Raw genomic sequence first — 21,470 nt, 5'->3', positions numbered from 1 at the left:
CCAAGGGGTTCGGAGTTCAGTGGGTGGGGAACAGGGCGGCGGCGATGCCGCTGGCGGAGCCGACGAGGACGGCGGCGAGCAGGGCGCCGGCGAGTCCTTCGATCGCTTCCTCGCGGTGGAGTCGCCACGCCAGCTGCCAGCCGATCCAGATGGTGCGGGCGATCGCGAGCAGCAGCACCAGCCAGGCCAGCCACCCCAGCAGCTGGGTCAGCGGGCCGAGGACTTTCGGGTCCAGCCGGGTCGTGGCGCTCATGGCGCACCGTCGGGGTCGGCGGCCAGCTCGCCGTCCTGGCCGAGCAGGAGCTCGTCGACGTCGGCGCGGTAGGCGACATCGAGGGCCGCGACGATCACCTCGGCGGCCGTCTCGGGGTCACTTCTCGGTAGAGAGTGCCCGGCACCGGGCACCACCTGCTGGTCAGCCCAGATCTTCTCCGCGAACCGTGTCGATTGGGCGGCGGGCACGACCCGGTCGCGGTCGCCGGTGACCACGAACGACGGCACCGACCGCAACCCGGCCGCGGTCTCGGGGTCGAGGTAGAAGTGGCGGTAGGCGTGCATGAGGTCGGTCAACACGCGCGGATCACCCGGACGGGCCCCGGTGGCCAGCGGAGCCCTAGACCCCAGCCGGCGTGCCGTCCGGCGGAAGCGTCGTTCGGCCATCGACGCAGCCGCGGCCGCGATGTGGTCGAGCGGGCCGTGGCGAAGCATCTTGATCCGCGTCGCCGCAGTCGTGAAATGTTCGGGTAGGGCGGGGAATTCGGGGAATTCTCCGGTGGCGTTGAACAGCACCAGTCCCGACAGGGCGGCGGCGCGCGCCGGGTAGCGCTGCGCGTAGGCGGCAGCGACCAAGGATCCGGCCGAGTGCGTGACCAGCACGACTGCCCCGGTTGCCTGGGTGAGCACGGCGTCGAGATCGTCGGCCAAGTGCTCGAGGGTGGTCTCGACGCTGCGGTGGGGGCGACCGGAGCGGCCGTGTCCGCGTTGGTCCCAGACGATTTGCGCGATCTGGCCATCGAGGCGATCGTGGACTTGCTTGGTCAGCGGTTGCCACCAGCTGCCGTCGCACAGCAACCCATGAACATAGACAACGGTCGCTGCGGCGAACGCTGGCCCGCAACGATCTGCGGCCAGCATGAGCCCGTCGCTGGTGGTCATTTCCAATGGGGAGGTGTCGGTGACTGGCATAGGTGTGAATTCCTTTGTTTCAGAATCGAGTACTTGTTGAGACGGTTGGGTCCGGCGTTTCGAAGTGCCCCGTCACCCCTGTGTGTGGCAAGCCGGATCCGTTGGTGCGCTGCTTATTTGGCGACGATTTGAGTCATGATGGATCCGGCGCTGGTGGCGATGATTCCGCCGACGAGGGCGCCCAACACGATCTTGGGGCTCTCCACGGCGCCGCCGTGCCAGCGTTCCCACCCGAATTTGCCGCCGGCGTAGATGAGTGCGGCGATACCGGCGAGCATCACCGCCCAGGCCAGCCAGTTCACGACCTTGGTCAGCCCCGCCGACCCCGGTGGCGCCTGCGGTGTGATCGGAATCTGTTGTGCCAGAACTGCAATACTGTCAACGACGGTAGAGGTCATAACGATCTCCTGCGTGTGGGGTCGGATTGGACAGGCCGGGTGGTGGCGATGCGTGCGGTAATCGCTGCGCCGACGCGGTGGATGTCGACCGGGACCGCCTCGCTCAGATGGGCTCGCCGTGGCGGCGGCAGGTCGCTGGGCGTGTAGGCGGCGAGGTCGTCGAGTTCATGGGTGAGCAGTTCGTCGTGCCACCGGACCGACCACACAGCGCCCTCGACCAGGGCGGCGACCGTGCTGCGGTAGCGACGCACCGCCATCGGGACCCGGCCGGGCCGCGGCGGGACGAGCACCAGCCCGACCACGGTGACCCCCGGGGGTGTGAGCCCGGCATGCCATTCCCGTAGCCGGTCCGCGGCAGCGGTCAACCCGGGCAGGCAGTCACGAGCCGCGACCACTACCCGCTGGGTGGTCACTGTCGAGGCGGGCCACGCCAGCCCGATATCGGCGGCGTGTGCCCACCACCGGGCCAGCGTCGAGGTGCCCGCGCCGCCGTGCGCGCCCAGCACCGCGAACAGCGGCGGATACGCCCCCGTGACGGGTAGCGGTGAATTCCGTACCTGCGCACGGTTTTCCGGGTCGGGTCCTGTGACGGTGGTCGGGTCGAGACGTCCGCCGGCGGGCTCATCGTAAGTGTGTACGGCGAGAGCGGTCATGGTCCGGCCTGCTTCTGGATATTGGTGATCACCAAGCCGGGCCCGTCGGGGCGGGTGTTGATCACTTGCAGGTAGTCGGTGCGGGTGCGGTCAGGATGCTGCTCGACCACGTGCACGTTCGCGCTACCACCGGCGATCGGGGTGATCGCCACGCAATAGGTGCTGCCGGCCGGGATGGAGGCGATCCCGGCGGCGAGCGCATCGGCCGCCAGGCCTGCCTCCGGCGCCACGACCCGCAGTGCCGCGTCTGCGTTTCTGAGCCGGTAATAGGCGTTTTCGAACGACGCCACGACCCCGGCGACGGTCCGTGTGTCACCGTCTCGATCGGTGACCGTGGTGCCGGTGAGTCCTGCGCACGCCCCGCCAGCGGTTGCGGCGTTGCTCGTGGGCGGGGCCGCGGTCCGGGTCGGAGCCAGGCCGTGTCCGCCGGGATCGGCAACGACCAGGGCACCGATGAGCACCAGGACGGCGGCCACAGTCACTGTCGCACCCACGACTATCCACACCCGCGCGGACGGCATACCGAGCCGCGGATGCTGCTGACCCAGCGCCTGCGGTGCGAGATGGGTGTCGGTGCGCCCGGGATGCAGTTGCGTCGGCTCGTACTGCAGTTCTTGTGAACAGTCGGGCTCGAGCCAACCCCATTCGTCCCCGGGAGCCGGAGTGGTGTCCGCGGATGTGGTGTGTGGCATGGTGGTTCACCTCCTCGGCGTGGATGGATGGATGGGTGGGTGGGCCCTTCGGCGGAGTCGGCCCGCGAGGACGGAACTGATCTCTGGCGCAGAGAAACCGTCTCCGCCGAAGGGGTTCAAGGACTCGGCACGGCAGGGGGAGGGGTTGCCGTGCCGGTCCGTTCAGGGACGGAACTGGGCGTCGTCGATGCGGCCGGCTCCGTGGTGGTTGTCGGGGGTAGTGGCGTTGCCGTGCTGGGGTCGGTGGCGGCGAGGTCGTGGGCCAGGGCGGTGAACCAGTCGGCGACCGCGTCCACGGCCGGTGTTCCCGACGGGGTGGCGGGGGTGCTGGTGTAAGCGGCGTGGTGGCCTGCGGTGTCGCTGTATTGGGTGTAGGTGGCCAGCTGATAGAGCTGGTTGTCGTCGGTGACGGTGGAGGCGATGGCGTCGAATGCCTGGTTCACCCAGCCCAGTGCGGTGTGCGGCGGGATCAGGTCGGCGACCGCGCCGGCGAGTTTCGTGCCGAGGATCCCGAGCGCGGCGGCGGGGTTGGCCATCCCGACAGTCGCCAGCTCAGCGATGGTGGCCGGGGTGAACACCTTCTGCGCGACCGATACGACGGTGTTGAGTCCGATCGTGCCGATCCGGAACAGCGCGGCCAGCGTGTCGTCGGGGCCGGGCATCGGGGTGTTCGGGTCCGACGCCTCCGCCAGGCGTTGCCCCAGGGGTTTGGTTGGTTGGTAGCTCAGTTCGTCCAGGCTGTTGCCGGCGATGTCGTCGGTGACGACGCCGATTGCCGTTTTCCAGGTCGTGGCCGCCAGCGCCTGAGCGATGGTCGAGATGGCGGCAACCGGATCACCGAGGTTGGATTGAGCAGCTACGTTTTTCACTGTCTGCGTCAGTGGCGAACCGGCGGGGGCATCGCACGCCAGATCACCTGGTACGCAGAGGTCGGCGACTCGACCGGCCAATGCCCCGAATCCCACTCCCACGTCCTCGCGATCGTTGGCGCTGATGCCGGTGCCGTTGCGCGATGTGTTGGCGAAGTGGATAGCCGCGACCGCTGCTCCTGTGGTGCCGGGTGCTGGTGCGGGGGTGGTCTGTTCCGGGCGGCCGGGAAGAACGTCGCTGCCCGCTCGCGCTGGATTGGCCAGCAGCGCGATCCCGGCGATGGAATCCGCTTCCACGGTGGCGGTGTTGTCGCCGACGCGGTGGGCGACATCGGCGACGGCAGCCGCGCCCTGCCCGTAGCCGACCGCCGCGATCTTCGTTGTCGGGCAACGATGTACGACTTCGCCTGCCTCGGATTCGAGCCGCTGCGCGGCGCTGGTGGTGGCCTGACCGTAGGGCTCGGGGTCGCCGGTCTCGCTGGTTCCGTAGGGGACGTAGAGACGCTGAATCAGGCCCCCGGCGCGCGCCTCCAGTGGGATGAACAGTTGGCCGAGGGCACCGGTATCCACCGTCGGTGCAGTGTCGGTCGCCGACTCGCCCGGCCCCTGGACACCGAAGACAAACAATGCCGGACACCGCTCCCCGATCGGCACCGCCGGATCAGCCGTCGCTACCTGGACGCCGCTCACAGCGATCAGCGAGACCCCCACCGCTGTCACGCAAACCCGGCGAACCAGGTTCTTGCGGTCGACTATCCGGAAGTGCCGAGTTGTGCTGCATCGCATTGCTTTTCACCCCTCGCTAGGTATGCTGAGGTAGTCGGCCAGGTGTGCGACGGTCTCGGTGATGGCGTCGCGGGCGGTGTCGAGGTGGCCGCGGTCGTAGTTGCGCCAACTCACCTCGACCCCGGCCTCGCGGTAGGCCGACAGCAGCCGGGTGCTCTGTCCGATCGGGACCAGCGCGTCGCGGGCGCCGTGGTAGAGGTGCACCGGCACGCCCGGTAACTGGTCGACGGGGATGGTTTCGCGAGCCAGGACGTAATGCCACATGGGATCGGTCCACGGCTGCCTGCGATCGCACCAGTGCTCGATCGGGCACCGATACTGCGCCAGCAACATCGGGGCACTGCGGGTTTCGGCTTCGGCGATAACCTGTCGGCCGTCGGCCGAGAGCACGTGCCGCAGGGGCAGATGGTGGTAGGCGCGCGACAAGCCGATGAGCCCAGCCAGCACGAGCGCCGAAAACGGACCGGTGTTCAGCGATGCCGCCAGCGCGCCGGGAACGGTGATGGTGGCGCCGGCAGCGATCCCGCGCAGGTCCACCTCCGGTGCGTAGGCGCGGTGCAGCTGCGCCGCGACCGTGACCGCGCGAGCGCCGTCGGCATACCCCCACGCCACCACCGGTGATCTCTGCGTGTTCAGTTCCTGGATCGAGAAGGTGGCGCGCGCGAGGTCGAGGGTGTGGTGTGCCGCGGCGCGGGCGGCGAGAAAGGTGTGCGGGCCCTGGCCGGTGATGCCGAGGTTTTCGCCATCCGGAACAGCGACGATCCAGCCGCGTTCCAGCGCCGCGGTGATCGGTGCGGTGTCGGGTTCTGCACCGATGGCCAGCAACCGCGACGGTGCGCAGGGTCCGCCGAGCCCGTGGAAGCTCGGGTGGTAGACAAGGATCGGGCCTGGCCCGAGTTCGGGATCGGTGTCGGGGGCGATCACGATGCTGGAGGCCGCGGTCAGTTCGCCGTGGGTGTCGGTGGAGGTGTAGAGCAGCTGCCACGCCGCGCCTGCCCCGACCAGCCTGGGTGTGTCGGCCCTGCGGATGCGCAGGATGCGGCCGGGCTCGATGGAGTCGTGGAGGGTGGGCGGGGTGTAGAAGTCGGTGCCGGTGTCGTTCATGACTGGTGTCCTGCGGCGTCGTGGGCGAGGGCGGTCATCCAGGCGACGCCGGAGGCGAGTTGGCCGCTGGTGAGGTAGCCGTTGTGGCGGGCGACGGTGTCGCCGTAGTGCAGCCACACCGTCGGGTTGATCAGGTCGGCGTTGTCGGCCACCAGCTGGCCCCATGCGGCGGCGAGTTGGCCGGTCAGTTTCGGCACGATGCCGAGTGGGTTCGCCGTCGCCGCGGCGGTGATCTGATCCCATCGCTGGGCGGCTTCCTGCGCCTGATCCGGTCCGGGTGCGGGGGTTCGGGGGTCGGCGGCGTCGATGAGTCGCTGCGCCAACGGTTTTCCCGGTAGGTAGTCGGCGTTGCCGGAGTCGGTGTGGAAGTCCTCGGCGAGCACCGTGGTCCACGCTCGCCCCATCGCCGTCGAGAACAACCCGTTGATCGACGACAGAGCAGCGATGGGGTCGCGCAGGTCGGCCTGGGCGGCGATTTCCGCGCCGACGCGTAGCAGGGCAGCGTGGTCGGGTGCCGAGCACGCCAGGTCACCGTCGGTGCAAATATCAGCGACACGACCGGTCAGAGCGCCGTAGCCGCTGCCGTCGGTGGCGATACCGCTACCGGCCGCGGGCGGGTTGAGGATCTGCACTGCTGCGACCGCAGCGCCCGGTGTGCCCGGTGCGGGGTCTGGCACCGTTTGTCCGGGCCGGCCGGGAATGACCGGGGAGTTCGGGAGCCGGTCGGGGTTGGCGTAGAGCGCGATCCCGGCGATCTTGTCCGGCGCGACCGGTCCATTGCCGGCGCCGACCTGCTGGGCGAATTGCGCCATCGCCTGGGCGCCTTGCGAATACGCCACACCCGCCAGCAGCGTGCTGGGGCATGTGTTGGTGATGTCGGTGGCAGCGGCATCGAGGCCGGCCAGCGCCTCGGTGGCCGATTCGGCGTAGGGTGCCGGTCCGCCGCCGGGAACGATCCCGCCGAAGCCCGCCTGGTACGGAATGGTGCTGTGTTGCACTAGATCCGGGGCCGCGGCCTGGACCTGGCCCAGAAGTGCGCCGATCACTCCGGTGTCGGCGGTCGGGTCGGGGTTCGATTGGCCCGTGCCCTGGATTCCGATCACGTACAACGCTGGGCAACCGGGACGGATCGGCACAGCATCGGCTGCGCCGCTACCCAGACCAGTCACCGCCGCAGCACACGCCGCGCTCACAGCGGCCGTTGCCAGCGATTTCAGAGTGAGCGTTGCGGCGGTCATGGCTGGCCCACCCCGACTCCGGCGCCGAATCCGGCACCGACGGTTCCGCCGGCCAACGCACCGGCCACCGCCGCGGGGATACCCGCGATGGCAGCGCCCGCTGCCGCACCGGCCGCGGCACCGACTGCCGTTCCCGCGACGCCGGAGGTAACGGTGCCGACGACCGGGACCGGCACCACGGTTCCTACTGCGGCACCGGCGATTCCGCCGATGGTGCCGCCGATCAGCCCGCCCACGACCGCGCCCGCGGCGGCCACCGGTGCGCCGGCCGCGACCGCTCCGGCCGCGCCGCCGATACCGGCACCGGCCAGCGTTGCGCCACTGACCCGGTCCGAGCGCCCTGCCGGGATTCCGATCGAATCCAGAGCGGTGGCGACCTGCGCTTCCGCACCGGCTGCGGTGTTGTTGATGCAGTCACGTACTTGGGGTGGAAGCCAATCCGGTGCCGGGGCCTGCCATTGACCGATACGAATCGTGTTGTCCGGCGGCTGAATCGGCGCGACCGGCGCCACCGTCTCGGGCAGATGCAGGTCTTGCACCTGCACCGGCGGCGCCAGGTCGTCGGCGGGTTCGGGGCGCGGGGTGGACCCGTTGCGGACCTCGGGTGGCTGCTCGACGTAGGTCGGCTGAGGCTCGGGTGCCGGTTCCGGTTGAGGTTCCGGCGCAGGCGGCGACGCTGCAGGTGGGGGCGGCGGTGTCACGGTGCCGGGTTGGGAAGGGCTGGTAACGCCAGGCTGGTCAGCGATCGAAGCCGTCGATGCACCCGCCGGGCCGGCGCACGCGAGCGCGATCAACAGCGGGACAGCACCGGCAACCACGAGCGACGCAGGTCGGAACTTCCCTGCCTGTAACCGCTCCCCCCTTTTGTTGGGTGTCACGGGTCTTCTGGCGTTTCTGAATCCTGTTTTCGGCATGCCGAATGAACCCTTCGAACGGAGGGAGAGAAAGAGGAAAAGAATGAATGGTGTGGCGTTTCGGGGAGCCAGCGCCCCGGCGTCGTCAACGCCAACTGACCCGGGGCGCTGATCCGATGTTTCAGCAGCTCAGAGGAACGGAAGGACGAGCGAGAGCACTTGGGCGGCGATCGTCAGTCCGTTCGAGACTGCCGCAGAGCCGGTATCGATCAAGGAAAGAACGACCATCGGATCCACAATCAATTTCCCTTCGGAGCAGGAGCAGTTGCCCTACCATCAAAACGCGGAAAACGTTCGTCCACCAGGCGTTGAAGGGATGGAGTTTTTATATATACCCGCGCTAGCCCACAAAGAGATGGGTTTACGTGCGACAGCGGCGAAAATTGATACTCCCAGTATCCCTCGAAATTTTTCCCGCCCGTCGCCGATTGGTGGACACCACGTGGTGAACACCGCCGTGGGGTCGAGGTCGAGCGCGCCTCTTCGCCAGTGAGACCGCTGGTTATTCGTTGCCGCCATCGCGGGATTCTGATAGAAACGAAAGCGCTCGGGGGAGAAAGCTTTTCACTAATTCCTGTATTCATCGGCACGGAAGTGTCTGCGTTCGAGGGGGTTTCATGACCACCACCACACCCGATTCACCTGATGCTCGACAGCCACCGGACGTCCCCCGTTTGACTGGTGAGGTGCCGGTTGGAATTCCAGCACTCGGGCCCTGGCTACGGGTGATGCGCGAACACCGCGACCTGACCCGCGAGCTGGCCGGCCAGTACACACACGTCAGTGCCGCCTATCTCAAGTCGGTCGAGACCGGTGCCGCGACTCCGCGCCGCCACACCCTCGACAAGATCATCACCGGCTACGAACTGACACCGATCCAAAGCCGACACACCATCGACTTGTGGGAACCCGCAGCCGTCCTGGCTCCGGTGGACGAGCTGCGCGCGCGCATAGCGACGCGTGGCCGCCAGGCCGAGTTGGCGACGTGGGACGCCCGGGCGATTGCCTGCGGCTTCTGCGATCCCCTGTGGAACGTCGTGGCGGCCAACCATCAGTTCCAGAGCCTGTTTCCCGGTCTGGACCACGCGGAGGACAACCTCGCCATCTGGCGATTCTCCTCGCCCGGCGGACCGTCCAGCCCAAGTGCCGGCGAGGAGGATGCGCGGTTCTTTGTCGCGACGCTGCGCGCGGCGCTGGGCCGCTTCCGCGATGCGCCGGAAGGAGCCCGGCTTCTTCGACGACTCGCCGGCAGTGACCTATTCGCTGGGCTGTGGCGTAGCGGTGTCGAGGTCGCCTACGACGTTGGTCCGTCTCCGCGCCGCTGGGGCGACCGGGATGAGCTGGTCACCGTGCAGGTCACCGAACTCGTCGAAGAACCGGGAGTTCGGCTGTTCCTGGCGTATCGATCGCCCACCGCTGAGCATAAGGGCGCGAACGGCGCTGGGGCACAGCATGTTTCATAGTGTGAAGGAGGTGCTGGTGTGTCGACCGATGAGCACCCAGAGACCAAGGGGTTCGAGGATGCCGCAGGTGCAGTAGCGGTTCCGCATGAGCCGACCTACCCGGTCTCTGTCGGCGCTCGCGCTCTGCACAAGTCCGAAGCGTGGTACTTGCGGCAGCTGAAAGCGGGCGCGCTGCCGGGATATCGGGCCGGGCGAACATGGTTTCTCACCGCCGCCGACATCGCCGCCGCCATCGAACACACCGCCACCGCAGCCACGCCACCGCAGCGGCCTACCTCGCCGTCGGCGCCGCAGCACCGGCGCCGCCGGCGGCGACCCCCCGGACCCCCGTGACGGTGTGCGTCACGGGCGGGCGTGGCCCGGAGGGAAGACCGCCAGGCATCCGCCTGTTCCCTCCCGGGCCACGTTCAGGCACTCACCCGCGCCAACTCTGGCCCCGCGGGGGTGAGCTGGCCCTGCCACCACCCGACCCGCGGTGGGAACCGCAACTCGGCCGCGGTGAACGAGTAGTCGAGGGTGTCTTCCGTTCCTGGGTCGGTCATGCGCGCGCCGTAGATGAAATCGGCGGTGGCCGGGCGCGTAGTCCACAACACCTCCCATTCCGGCACCCGACTACACACGTCGAGCAGACGCTCCCGCTCACCGTCGGGCATCACACACTCGATCAGCGGCGCGGCACCCCAGATCAGGCCGTGGACAATCGTGCGCCAGTCCTGCCCGAGCAGCTGCCTCGTCCACGGCTCGGCCACCAGCCACTCGTAGATACTCACCCCGGCACGCAGATGCATCAGCGACTCACACGACCGGTTGGCCGCCACGATCCGGCCCATCACGGTGTTGAGGATGAACACCGGCTCCGTGATCGCCTCGATAGCGCGAAGCTCCACATCACAGGGCGCACTGTCATCGGACCGAAGCCGCCCCTCCCTCGCCGAAACCAGAAGCCGGACGTTGTTCTCCTGAATTTCGAGCGCTCCCAGCACTTTTCGGAGATTGTCGTCGACGAGCCGACGCTCATCGCGCTCTATCGCCTTGATCGTTCCCGCTGCCAGCCCGACCCGCCGGCCCAGCTCGCCTCGTTCCAAATCCAGCTGCCTCCTACGCTTTTCGACGAACGCTCCCAGGTTTCCGAACCTCGCCGGTACCGTCACGGCCTAACCTCCCCGTCGATCGTATGGAGCAACCGGCCACAAGTTGTGGCCGCTGCAACCGTTGACCCCCTGCACTGTGCACACAATGCTAGAGCTAGAACGCAAGCGCATAAAGGCCGCAACCACACAATCCGGTGTGACTCCGGTCATGAATACACAGGGCTATATGCGTTTCGGCTGCCGCATCGTCGAGGCATTGCCGGCGTGCAACACATTTGGTTCGAACGCGCCCACGGCGCAATGCGGGAGGGAATTGAATGATGGGTCCAGAGCGCCGGGAGTTGTTGTCATCCCACCTCGACCGCGGCTACCGGGTCGCGTCACAGGTCAGCGACGCCGCGAACCTCATCCAAACCTACGCCGACACCGCCGACGACCTCGAATTGGCGGCATTCGTTCGGCAATTCGCCGTGCAGCTGCGCACCGAATGCATGCTCCGCGACCGCGCCGAATTACTCGCCGCCAAGAAACCGCCCATGTCATGGGCAGAATTCAGCGCTCGCCACCGCACCGACACCAACGAGCGGCGTTGAAACACCAGCGATCGGTCACTGTCGAATGCGCGCGAACTCTATGACTATTCATATTTCAGATCCGGTCGAGACGGCGTCGGGGAGAGACGGAGACAGGCGGGTGAACCGAGTACGCGGCCACACAGACGGTAGGCACCCACCCAGACGTACCCGACGCGCCCGCATCGCTGCGCGGGTGCAGATGCCGGACCTGCGCCTGTGGTTGGATCAGTTACGCCAGGAGCGGGGCTGGTCACGCGAGATCGCCGCCGCTCGTGCCCGGATCAGCACGGCCTATCTGTTCAAGATCGAGCACGGCCGGTCCGTTCCCACCATCGACACCCTGGCCAGGATCGTGCGCGGCTACGACCTCGATCCCGCCCAGCGTCGCCACACCTACGACTTGTGGAACCCGCCCCAGCGGCTTCCGGCCGACGACGACCTCCGGCACGAGATCGCGACACCCGAAGTCAACGCCCACCTCGCATATCTGGATGCCGCGCGCATCATCTGCGCCTACACCACTCCCCTGTCGACCGTGCTCACCGCCAGCGACCGGCTATATGACGCGATTCCCGGACTTCGTCAGGCCGGCAACAACATCGCCCTGTGGTTCTTCCAGCCGGCCGCGCGTGAGCTGGTCGTCGACTGGGATGACGAAGCACCTCACGTCGTCGCCGCGCTTCGCGCAGCCATCGGCCCCTACCGCCGCAGCCACCATGCTCGCGCCCTGCTGCACACCCTGGCCGCCAACGCGCGCTTCGCCGAACTCTGGACGACACACCCCACCACAGTCAGCTATGGCCGCCCGCCCGGCAAACCGGTCCTGTTGCAGCACAGCGGTTCTCCCGGCCCGGCCGCTATCTCATTGCAGATCAGCGAATTCCACAGCCCGCACGCCATCCTCGTCGCCTACGCCATCAGCAACGCCGGCGCGGAATGGCGATAACCATCAGTGTCACAACCCTTCCCAAGGCAGAACACCATGCGCGTTTTCATGACCGGAATAGCTCACACCACCGGCGACCCGCGGCCCATCACAGATATAGGACCCATTTCCGCCGAGCCAGGACTGGTCGATGCCCTACACGAGGTCGGACTCGCCACCTACCGGCACACCCGCGACTCGCCCATCGACATGGCAGCAACCTGCATCGCGGAAACGCTTGACCACTCGCGGGTCCCAGCGTCTGGGATCGACATCCTCATGCTCGCCTCCTCCACCATCGGGTTCGGACAGATCGAAAACACCGAACTCCTGCAGCTGAGTGAGCGTTTCGGCCTCACCCACGCCACACCGATCGGGGTCACGGCCGCCGAATGCGCCAACTTCGGCACCGCCCTGCACCTCGCCCGCACACTGATCACCACGGGAGAAGCCGACACCGTCCTGCTGGTCACCACCGACGCGTGCACCGCGCCCGAGCAACGCCTACTCCGTCAAGTCAACTCCGTCGTCAGCGACGGCGCCGCATCCTGCCTCATCACCACCGAACCAGCCCGCATCGAAATCCTCACCACCGCCACCGCCACCAACCAGCTCATCCGCGCCGCCACCAACCCCGACACCATCGCCGCACTCACCCGCCACACCCTCATCGACCTCGTCGACGACGTGTTATCGCGCGCGAGTGTCGACCGCGCGCAGATCCGGCAGGTCATCACCAACAACATCAACACCGAAGCACTGCGGTTCATGACCCTGTCGGCAGGCCTCGACCACAACCTATGCTATTGCGATAACGTCGCCGACTTCGCGCACGTCCACTCCGCCGACAACCTGATCAACCTGCGAAGTTACCTCGAAGACGGCGCTGCTCCCGACCAGATCGTCCTCACCATCAGCCACGCCTTCGGCACCTGGGCACTGGCTCCACTCCGGATCCGGTGACGCCCCAACGACCGCAGGCACCGTGTGCCATCGCCGACACCGCCGGTGGCATACGTGGTCGGTCGCCTCCGTTCAGGTCTGGTGCCGGGTGACCTACCCCCAAGTCCCAGGGTTCGATCTGGGCGGGATCGATGTCTCGTAATCCACGCCATGACAGATGCCGCAATATGCGCGCGTGAGTCCACTCGGTGAAGGCCACTACGCCGTCCAATCGAGGGTGCACCCACTTCGACTCCGGTGCGACGGTGCTGTTGACGACTGGTGGCGTAACACCTTGCAGCGCAGTCAGTTTGGCATGTAGATCAGCCAGAGCGGTCCGGGTGAAGCCGGTTCCGACGTTGCCCGCCCAGATGAGATTCCCCTCCGGGTCGGGTACGGCCACCAGTAGCGAACCAATCCGGCCGAAGCGGCTTCCGGCCCCGGGCCGCCACCCGACCACGATCACCTCCGATACGCGCAGTTTTTGATCTTGGTTCAGGATGGACTGCGGCGGCCGGGCAGGTGGCGGCCCATCCAGGCGCTTGGCGATCAAGCCCTCCAAACCGAGCTCTTGCGAGCGCGCCGGCAGGTCCGGGCCCCGGCCGCTCAAGCTAGGCGGCATCTGCCGCCGCGGTTCCGGCAAGGCCAACTGTACGAGCAGTTCACGACTCCTCAGGTAAGGCAGCTCGATCAGCGACCGGTCACCGGATGCAGCAAGTCGAACGCCACGAAGGGTCGCTGGAGCCGCCGCGGCGATCGCCCGCATCGCCGCGCCGCTGCCATCGACCGCTGGGCCGGCCGATCCCCCACCACCGTCATCGCCGCCGCTGACACTGACGGCCGCGAACAACTCCACCGCGCCCGCCGCCGGCAATCGAGAGAAGGTGCCCGACGGCTTCACCAAGGAGCAGGCCGACCCGCCGAAGCCATCCGGCTCGCGGGCTAGCGAAGGGGCCGATCGCATTTCGGACATATTCCCGAGTTCTTCAATTCCTGTTCGTCGCCAAGCGTCCCCGGAAATGACAGCTATCAGTGCTTTTCGGCAGGCCGCGCCGTGCTGGCTGACGCGCCGCACCGGAGGGATCTGCCGGGTCCATCCCACGTAGTGCGTGACCGCGAGAACAGTGTCGGCGTCGCGCAGTGTCGTCGGCTCCTCGAAACACGCGATGTAGACGTGCTCTTCGTGGTCGCTGCACTCCGCGGTGCAACGGGACCGCGCCAGCGGCGCACTGGCGGTGACCGCTTCATCGAGCGCGGGAGCTGTACCTCGCGGCGGCAGTTGCGGAAGATCGGACAACGGCGCGCCGGACCCCACCCGGTGTGGGTCCGGGCCCCGGGTGGTGATGTCACGGATCAGGGTTTCGAAACGTTCTCGGTTCGTCGTGCAGATATCCAGCGATTGTGTGCGCTCCAGGTACTGCGCTGTCGCTGCTCTCATTCGCGCGGCGCCATCCGGATCCTGGAAGGAACCGCAGCGGCACGCGGTGAAGAACGCGGTCCCGGACGGGTAGGAGCCCTCAGCGACTGCCACTCGCTGCTTACAGAATCGGCACAGCAGACCGCGGGGCCTACGTCGCGCTGCCCGTGTGGTCAAGTCGAACCCCATCGCGTGGCAACGCAGGCACACCATGCACCGCCCCTCCAACAAGGCGAGTAACTGCTCGAGCCGGCCGGCACCGAGGCGGTACCTCGCGCCCTTTCTCGCCAACTCCGCCGGAGACAACGCAGGAATGCACCCTCCGACACAGTTGCGATGGTCCCCACGATCGGTCACTCCGCCCTCCCGTCCTCACGCCTTGAACAATCCCCACACGAGCCGCAACCTGCACCAGCAACCGACGCCTCCCCCCATCCAAGCCGAGAACCCCACCGCCGCCCAGCACAACCACCGGCCCGCCGCCCAGACGACAAGCGCGGTGCTGACCGACCCGCACGGTCGCGTGCTGCTGCGACGTGCGCGGCCTGTGACTGCGGCCCGACGGCGGCATCAACGACGGCTGGATCGCCACACTGCCTCCGCGGGTGGCTCGCCGCAGCTATGTCACTGTCCTCTTGATAGCTCGCCCGTCCAGCCACACCGGTCCGCGGCCCGACGCCTGCGACGCACTAGACGCGCTAACATTCGAACTTATGTTCGATCATTGGCCGGAGCAGTTCAACCCTCCATTGCGCCGTGTCGTCGACCCGCCACAGCGCATACTCGTCACTCTTCCGCGAGTTATCCCCACCAGCGCGCCCAACGGATTCGGGCGCAATAAGGTGGCCATGGGGGTGAAGGCCGGTGGGCTCGATCTCACCGCGACCGTGCCGGGCCTGCTACGAGGCTGGGCACGAGCCACCGACGGTAGCTGGCTCGGACTCTGCCTTTCGCGTCGCCACATTCGACTGTTTGTATGTGGATACGCGAACGGACGTGGCGAGTGCGCGCTATGACGCCTCCCACCGCTGCCCCGAGGGCAAACGTCGACATACAGTTCCGAATGTCCGTATTCAGAATACAATGGGCTGATCCCCCAGGGCCACTGTGGCTGCGGCCCGGCCGACTATCGACCTCCCGTCACAATGCGCGGCCAGCGCGATCGTCGCACGGGACGCGCCGAGTTCGACGGCCGTGACCGTTCCGGTGAATTCGATCTCTGCGGCTCGGCCGGTGACGACGTGGACGGGGTGGGTGAAAACTGTGGAGTAGTCGAGTATCGCCGCGGGGTGGCCTACCCAGGAGGTCAGGGCGGCGGCGCCCAGGCCCATGGTGAGCATGCCATGGGTCACGACGCCGGGAGAGCCTGTGGCGCGGGCGATGTCGTCGCTCCAGTGGATCGGGTTGAGGTCGCCGCACACGCCCGCGTAGTTGACGAGCTCGCCGCGCGTCAGTCGAAAGGTCCGCGACGGGAAGCGATATCCCGCAGGGGTCTTGCCTGACAATTTACTCGCCGGGCGCGCTGGAAAGGGCCGATTGCCCCTCGAGGTGTGGAATGGTTCCCGCTGCGGTATCGGAAGCTCCTGCAAGGCAATATTTTTCGCGATATCACTGACTCGTTGTCCTTCGGTTCCGCCATGTCCGGTAAGGGTGGTGTGCACGGTCTGCACCGGACCGGCGCCGAGAGCGCCGATCACGGTGGTGAGCGCGATGATGTCGCCGCCGCTGAGGGTTCGCCACGAGTCCACGGTGACCTCGTGGGTGAGCCGGTCGCCGGCGACGACCGGGCGGTGGCAGTGGATCTCCTGCTCCACCTGAACGAGCCGGGCCGGATCATAGCCACCCAATGCCGTGCGCAGCAGATCCCGCTGTCCTGCCGATATGGTCGCGGAGGCGAAGGTGACCGGCGCGATCAGCCCGGGATAGCCGAGCGTGTCCGCTGTCGCATCGTCCCAGTGCGCCGGGTGGAAATCCTGTACCGCGCGGGCGAATTCGCGGATCTTCTCGCGCCCGACCTCATAGTGATCGCGGCTGCGGAAGCTGTGTCCGATCATCGGGGGCGGGGGCATCGTTTCCTCATGCGTCATGACGGTTTCCCGGCCGCGAACACGCGCTGGCCGTGTACGGCCAGCGCCTCGTTCGGCTCGGGGAAGACCGCGTGGGGCGGCAGTCCCGCGGCGGCGAGCTGCTGTCGCCATTCCGATTCGGTGAGGAAGATCCGGTTCGTCCCCGCGCGGAAGTCATTCTCGCCCGCGCGGGTCCGGCCGGGGCGCGCGGACATGAGGAAGTGCATCGAGGTCAGGAGTTGGGCATGTTCGCGACAGGACTCGATGAAGACCAGCTCGCCGCCGGGGTTCAGGAGGTCGTGCAGCTGCCGCAGCGTCCGGGCGCAGTCGTGGGCGTTGTGTAGGACGTTCGCGGCGACGATGACGTCGTACGGCGGGTGGGCGGACAGCTCGCTGTTGAGGTCGACTTCGCCGTAGCGCACCCACGGGAAGGCACCGAAGCGATCGCGGGCCGCGGTGAGAAAGAAGGACGAGACGTCGGTGAAGTGGTAGTCGACGCCCCGGCCGTCCAGAACCGGGAGCAGGTCGGCGGTCGTACCGCCCACGCCTGCACCGAGTTCCAGGATCCGGATCGGCTGCCGGTGGTACGCCAGCCGTTCGACGGCACGCGAAATCAGCTCGGCTGCAATGTTGTTCAAGTGGCGGTTGATCGGATTGTCCCGGTAAGCCGCGTCGGCGGTGAGCAGATCGGCATCGGGGAACAGCAATTCCTGAGCCAGGATTCGGTCCTGCAGCAGTTCGGGCAGCCGCTGGTTCGACTCGTCGAAGAACCGTGCCAGTCGCGCGGGGAAGCCGAAGTCCGCGCATACCTGAGCGAGGGTTGCGCGTTCGGGGGTGTCGGCTTCGCGCAGGGCGGTGTAGCCGCGCTCGGGATCGTGACGGATCCATCGGCGGTCGGTGAGCTCAGCCAGCCAGCGGCGCACCAGCCAGCAGTGGCGCGGGTGGACGCCCAACGCGGTCACGATCTGTTCGTCCGTGCGGGCCGTGCCCTCCGGCAGTGCCGGGCTCAATACCGCGGTCATGGCGCGCAGGCCGAACAGATCGAGATCGTCGCGTGCGGCGAGCAACTGCCGCCCTGGCTGATCGGTCCCCGTCGGGGTCGACGGACTCGCAGTGTTGTCCGGGTCGGCGGGCGGGATGTTGTGATTGCAGCGGAAGGCGTTGTCCGGGTCGTATTCGGCTTTGATCCGGCGCAGCCGCTCGTAGGTGGCGGGCGGATAGGCGCTGCGGACTCGTTGCGGCGAGGCGGCGTCGTCGAGGATTCCGATGTAGGGGCCGCCCGCCGAGCACTGTTGCACGGCCGCGGTGACCTCGGTGATCCACTGCCGTGAGGCGCGCAGGTCGGTGCCTGGCGGTCCGCCGGAGAACAGCACCATGTGGTAGGACGCGTCGTGGAATCCGAATGCCGTGGCGTGCGCGGGCATTCGCCGAATCGCGCCGCCGAGTTGGTGTACCGAGATCAGCGAGTACTGGGTGGGCATGCGTGCGGCCAGATCGACCAGCGCGTCGATGGCGGTGTCGTCGAAGGCGCGCAGCCACTCCGAGCCGGTCGCGGTGCCGTGGCCGTCGTGGAATGCCTGTTCGGTATTGCGTTGCAGCTCGGGATATTTTAGCGGCCGGATGAGATCCAGTTCCGGCTCGCCGATCCGGCGCAGGCGTCCCAGCACGTCGCGTGCCTGCCGTTCGGGGCCGAGGTAGGCGGCGGTGATCGCGGCCATGGGCGGGCCCTCGGGCGCGGTGGGCGGCCAGTGCAGCAAAGTGGCGCGCAGCGCCAGCTCGTCGGGAGCCTCCGCGCACAGTTCCCGGAAGCGCCGAAAGACATCGCGCGCTTGGTCGAGCCGGAACAGCAACGTTCCGGCGTGCAGGGTGGTGATCGGGTGCAGCTGGAGTTCGAGGGCGACCACGATTCCGAAGTTGCCGGTGCCGCCGCGCAGCGCCCACAACAGCTCGGCGTGGTGGTCGGTAGTGGCGTGTACCAGGCGTCCGTCAGCCAGCACCACCTGTGCCGAACACACGTTGTCGCAGGTGAATCCGAACGATCGTTGCAGCCAGCCGGTGCCGCCGCAGACCGCGGTGCCGATCACCCCGACGGTGGATACGTCGGCCCCGGTCACCGCGAGCCCGTGCCGGTGACATACCTCGTCGAACTCCGCCCAGGTCACTCCGGCCGAGACGACAGCCCGGCGGGCGGCTGGGTCGACGGTCACCGTGCGCAACGCCGACAAGTCCAGCAGCAGAGAGCCGTCGGCGTTGGCATGGTTGGCGACTTCGTGACCGCCGCCGCGCACCGAGACCGCCACGCCGTGCCTGTGCGCGAGCGCCACGGCCGCCCGGATATCGGGCACCCCGGTACAGCCGACGACGGCTGCGGGATGCTGGTCCACGGCCGTGTTCCAGCGTTGGCGCGCGCTGTCGTAACCTGGAACGCCCGGTACGTGGACCGGGCCTCGGCAGGCGGCGCGCAACTCGGACAGCATGTCGACATCGGATGTGGTGGTCATCGGGTGACGGACTCCTCGGCGACGACGATGGCGGGCACCGACGCGTTCGGCGACTGCTGCTCCAGATGGTCGGCCAGGACTTCGGGCAGGCGCAGACGTACGAATCGGGCGAGCGGGTCGGTGCACAGTTCGACGGCTCCGCTGTCGTCCACGGCTTCGACACCGGCGTGCTGTTCCGGCCGGCCGGCGGCGAGGACCCGCGCATCCGCGGAGTCGAGGAGCACGGCCGCGTCGGGCGGTATCACCGTGACGAGTTGCGCGGGCGTCACCGCCGCCGGATTCTGTGTGTCCAGCAGGGCATTCGGGATGCCCGTGACCAGGACAGCGGGGTCGCGCAGGGCGGTAGCCAGCGCGGTCGGCCACGTCCCGCTCGCGCTGCCGGGCAGGTGGTCCCACATCACGGTGCGGGTCGTTGCCGGGGCGGGCCCGTCCACGGTCATGACGACGTCATAGCGATATCGGGTGAGCTCGGTGTCGGCGCCGATGGGTTTCGCATGGCAGGCGACGCGAACCGCCCGTCCGTGTTTGTCGGCCAGGCGCGCGAAGAACCGTGGATCGCAGAGCAATTCCTCTTCCGCCGCGAGTCGCGCCGCGGCCTGCCGTGCCAGGTCTGCCGCGGTGGACTCCGGATTCCGGGCGGCTTCGATCCAGTGCGCGAACGCGGCAGCGCTCGCCAGATTGCGGACGTCCCCGACGACGACCGCTCCGCCGGGAGCCACCACATCGAGTGCGTCCTCGAGCACCGCCGTGAGATACGCGGAGTCGGGAAAGCACTGGGTGACACTGTTGAACACGATGCGGTCCGGCGCGGTCGCCCCCACGGAGCGCAGCGCCTCCACGACGGGTGCGGTGGTGAGCTCATGGGCGGCGGCGTGCACCACCCGCACCCCGGGCAGCGCCTGTGCACGCAGCCGCTCCACCGCGGGCTCGGCCGGATCGAGTCCCACATAGCCTCGGGTGCGCGGATGAATGCGATGCGCGAGCAACCCACTGCCACAACCGACTTCGAGCACCGTCGCGGGGTCACCCCGCAGCACGAGCCGCACGGCGTGATCGATCCATTCGAGCATGTGCGCGCGATCGAACGGCGCACCGGTGTCGGAGGCACGCCACCCGGACAGGTCCAGGTCGTCGCCGTAGCGCTGCTCGGCGGCGGCGTACACGTAGGAGTAGACGTGGCGCCAATGCTCGAGATGCTCGCTCAGCAGCGGCCCGGGCGCGGGCCGCACCGCGAGCGCACTGTCGGCCGGATGAACGATGATCGCCTCCCGATTCGGGTCCCAGTGGGCGGACCGCACCCACGGATGCGCAGCGGCAAGAGACGCCAGGCGGGCGGTCACGAGCGCCGCGCCTTCGCCCCGGAGGCCGCATCTGCCGACGAAACAGCTGTCGGAGCCGGTCGCGCGGCGCCCAGTTCCGCGGAGCCGAACATGCGGTACACCCGCTCCGGGTCGTTGGCGGCGTGTGCCCGTCCGGCGTGGGCGTCGCGCCAGCAGCGCTGGATCACGCTGTCCGGGCGCAAGGCGCGGCCGCCGGAGTTCTCGAACAGCCGGTCCATCGCGTAGACGGCGCGTTCGGTGCCGCGCACCTGGTCGCGGCGCAGCCGCAGTCGTTCCGGTGGCGGGATCGGCGCGCCCGTCGTGGCGAGGTGGTAGAGGCGGTCGATGTTATGGGTGAGCAGCACCCATGCGGCATCGAGCTCACCGGCGGCCTCGGCGATGCGGGTAAGGGTGGCCGGGTCCTCACGGAAGGCGCTGCCGGTGAAGCCGCTGTCCTTGGTGGCGTCGCCCGGCAGCGCGACCCGGATCCGATCGCGCTGTTGGTCGAGGTGGGCGTGGTAGCCGCCGCGGGCCATGCCGATGATGGCGGCGGTGATGGCGCTGGTGTGGACGCAGCCGAACGGGATTCGATACAGCGGGCCGTCGTTGACCGCGTTCCCCGGAGTCTCACATGTGCCGACCGAGCCGGAGTCCAGCACCCGGTAGGCGGGGACGAACACGTCGTCGACCACGATGTCGTTGCTGCCGGTGCCGCGCAGACCGACGGCCTGCCACACGTCGACTACGGTGTAGTCCGCGGCCGGGACCAGGAAGGTGCAGGAGTCGGCGGCGGTGTCGCCGTCCATGACGCGTGCGCCCAGCAGGGCCCACTGTGCGTGGTCGCAGCCGGAGGCGAAACCCCAACGGCCGCTGAGCCGGTACCCGCCCTCGACCGGTGTGGCGGTGCCGGTCAGGGCGTAGGACGAGCAGAGGCGAGCGTCCCGATCGCTGCCCCACACCTCGTCCTGGGCTGCGGCGTCGAACAGCGCGAGATTCCACGGTGAGATGCCGAGCACGGCGGCCACCCAGCCGGTGGAACCACACGCCTCGGCCACTTCCGCGACGGCGGTGTAGAACTCGGCCGGGTGCGTCTCGTATCCGCCGTGACGGCGGGGTTGCAGCAGCCGCAGTATGCCGGTGTCGGTCAGTTCGTCGATGGACTCCACCGGAATCCGGCGCGCCTGCTCGGTTCCGGCCGCGCGTTCGCGCAGCGTGGGCAGCACCGCGCGCAGGGCGGTGAGCACAGTGGCGCTGTCGGCGGCCGACGCGGCAGCTACGCCGGGCACGGTTGCCGGATGATCGGTGACACCGGCATGTGTATCGGACATGGCG

General features: G+C 68.1%; 19 protein-coding genes. 4 read left to right on the top strand and 15 right to left on the bottom strand.

What is annotated here, in order from left to right; translation table 11 throughout:
* Positions 1–16: 16 nt before the first annotated feature.
* From IRT45_RS26455 to IRT45_RS26415, 9 genes are all read right to left on the bottom strand, one after another.
* On the bottom strand, positions 17–253 hold the full coding sequence (locus IRT45_RS26455) for a hypothetical protein (protein ID WP_194808577.1): 237 nt from the start codon (positions 251–253) through the stop codon (positions 17–19).
* On the bottom strand, positions 250–1,185 hold the full coding sequence (locus IRT45_RS26450) for an alpha/beta fold hydrolase (protein ID WP_194808576.1): 936 nt from the start codon (positions 1,183–1,185) through the stop codon (positions 250–252). The genes IRT45_RS26455 and IRT45_RS26450 overlap by 4 nt, the downstream gene beginning before the upstream one ends.
* 113 nt (positions 1,186–1,298) lie before the next feature.
* Positions 1,299–1,583: a hypothetical protein gene (locus IRT45_RS26445; RefSeq protein WP_194808575.1), complete on the bottom strand. Its 285-nt coding sequence runs from the start codon at positions 1,581–1,583 to the stop codon at positions 1,299–1,301.
* The gene (locus IRT45_RS26440) at positions 1,580–2,236 is read right to left on the bottom strand and encodes a hypothetical protein (protein WP_194808574.1); all 657 of its coding nucleotides are present in this window, start codon (positions 2,234–2,236) and stop codon (positions 1,580–1,582) included. The genes IRT45_RS26445 and IRT45_RS26440 overlap by 4 nt, the downstream gene beginning before the upstream one ends.
* Positions 2,233–2,928, bottom strand: coding sequence for a hypothetical protein (locus IRT45_RS26435; protein ID WP_194808573.1), 696 nt, complete (start codon positions 2,926–2,928; stop codon positions 2,233–2,235). The genes IRT45_RS26440 and IRT45_RS26435 overlap by 4 nt, the downstream gene beginning before the upstream one ends.
* A 116-nt stretch (positions 2,929–3,044) precedes the next feature.
* Positions 3,045–4,367 carry a cutinase family protein gene (locus tag IRT45_RS37545; RefSeq protein WP_194808572.1) on the bottom strand — a complete coding sequence of 441 codons (1,323 nt, stop codon included), beginning with the start codon at positions 4,365–4,367 and terminating at the stop codon, positions 3,045–3,047.
* Positions 4,368–4,589: 222 nt separating this feature from the next.
* A complete protein-coding gene (locus IRT45_RS26425; RefSeq protein WP_194808571.1) occupies positions 4,590–5,687 on the bottom strand; it encodes a lipase family protein in 1,098 nt (365 codons plus the stop codon).
* Positions 5,684–6,925 carry a cutinase family protein gene (locus tag IRT45_RS26420; RefSeq protein WP_194808570.1) on the bottom strand — a complete coding sequence of 414 codons (1,242 nt, stop codon included), beginning with the start codon at positions 6,923–6,925 and terminating at the stop codon, positions 5,684–5,686. The genes IRT45_RS26425 and IRT45_RS26420 overlap by 4 nt, the downstream gene beginning before the upstream one ends.
* Positions 6,922–7,626: a hypothetical protein gene (locus IRT45_RS26415; protein ID WP_194808569.1), complete on the bottom strand. Its 705-nt coding sequence runs from the start codon at positions 7,624–7,626 to the stop codon at positions 6,922–6,924. Before IRT45_RS26415 ends, IRT45_RS26420 begins: the two co-directional genes overlap by 4 nt.
* 830 nt (positions 7,627–8,456) lie before the next feature.
* Between IRT45_RS26415 and IRT45_RS26410 the strand changes: the two genes are divergently transcribed.
* Positions 8,457–9,302 (top strand): helix-turn-helix domain-containing protein, encoded by an 846-nt coding sequence (locus IRT45_RS26410; protein WP_194808568.1) that lies wholly within the window; start codon positions 8,457–8,459, stop codon positions 9,300–9,302.
* Positions 9,303–9,709: 407 nt separating this feature from the next.
* On the opposite strand, the gene IRT45_RS26405 is transcribed toward IRT45_RS26410, so the two are convergent.
* On the bottom strand, positions 9,710–10,387 hold the full coding sequence (locus IRT45_RS26405; RefSeq protein ID WP_194808567.1) for a hypothetical protein: 678 nt from the start codon (positions 10,385–10,387) through the stop codon (positions 9,710–9,712).
* Positions 10,388–10,710: 323 nt separating this feature from the next.
* Here IRT45_RS26405 and IRT45_RS26400 point away from each other — a divergent pair, with 323 nt between their 5' ends.
* From IRT45_RS26400 to IRT45_RS26390, 3 genes are all read left to right on the top strand, one after another.
* The gene (locus IRT45_RS26400) at positions 10,711–10,986 is read left to right on the top strand and encodes a hypothetical protein (RefSeq protein WP_194808566.1); all 276 of its coding nucleotides are present in this window, start codon (positions 10,711–10,713) and stop codon (positions 10,984–10,986) included.
* 181 nt (positions 10,987–11,167) lie between these two features.
* The gene (locus IRT45_RS26395; protein WP_228535164.1) at positions 11,168–11,914 is read left to right on the top strand and encodes a helix-turn-helix domain-containing protein; all 747 of its coding nucleotides are present in this window, start codon (positions 11,168–11,170) and stop codon (positions 11,912–11,914) included.
* Between the two features lie 48 nt (positions 11,915–11,962).
* Complete coding sequence (locus tag IRT45_RS26390; RefSeq protein WP_194808564.1) at positions 11,963–12,856, top strand: hypothetical protein; 894 nt, start codon at positions 11,963–11,965, stop codon at positions 12,854–12,856.
* On the opposite strand, the gene IRT45_RS37850 is transcribed toward IRT45_RS26390, so the two are convergent.
* The 5 genes from IRT45_RS37850 to hsaA form a co-directional block, all read right to left on the bottom strand.
* Positions 12,807–14,366 (bottom strand): hypothetical protein, encoded by a 1,560-nt coding sequence (locus tag IRT45_RS37850; RefSeq protein WP_194808563.1) that lies wholly within the window; start codon positions 14,364–14,366, stop codon positions 12,807–12,809. The two genes, IRT45_RS26390 and IRT45_RS37850, sit on opposite strands and share 50 nt — an antisense overlap.
* Before the next feature lie 959 nt (positions 14,367–15,325).
* On the bottom strand, positions 15,326–16,339 hold the full coding sequence (locus IRT45_RS26380; protein ID WP_194808562.1) for a fused (3R)-hydroxyacyl-ACP dehydratase subunits HadA/HadB: 1,014 nt from the start codon (positions 16,337–16,339) through the stop codon (positions 15,326–15,328).
* On the bottom strand, positions 16,336–18,819 hold the full coding sequence (locus IRT45_RS26375; RefSeq protein WP_194808561.1) for an FAD-binding protein: 2,484 nt from the start codon (positions 18,817–18,819) through the stop codon (positions 16,336–16,338). Before IRT45_RS26375 ends, IRT45_RS26380 begins: the two co-directional genes overlap by 4 nt.
* A complete protein-coding gene (locus tag IRT45_RS26370) occupies positions 18,816–20,159 on the bottom strand; it encodes a trans-aconitate 2-methyltransferase (RefSeq protein WP_194808560.1) in 1,344 nt (447 codons plus the stop codon). The genes IRT45_RS26375 and IRT45_RS26370 overlap by 4 nt, the downstream gene beginning before the upstream one ends.
* Positions 20,156–21,466, bottom strand: coding sequence for a 3-hydroxy-9,10-secoandrosta-1,3,5(10)-triene-9,17-dione monooxygenase oxygenase subunit (gene hsaA / locus IRT45_RS26365; RefSeq protein WP_194808559.1), 1,311 nt, complete (start codon positions 21,464–21,466; stop codon positions 20,156–20,158). The genes IRT45_RS26370 and hsaA overlap by 4 nt, the downstream gene beginning before the upstream one ends.
* Positions 21,467–21,470: the final 4 nt, after the last annotated feature.

This window comes from Nocardia sp. BSTN01 (assembly GCF_015354405.1).
GTDB lineage: Bacteria > Actinomycetota > Actinomycetes > Mycobacteriales > Mycobacteriaceae > Nocardia.
This window is presented reverse-complemented; position numbering and strand designations above follow the sequence as displayed.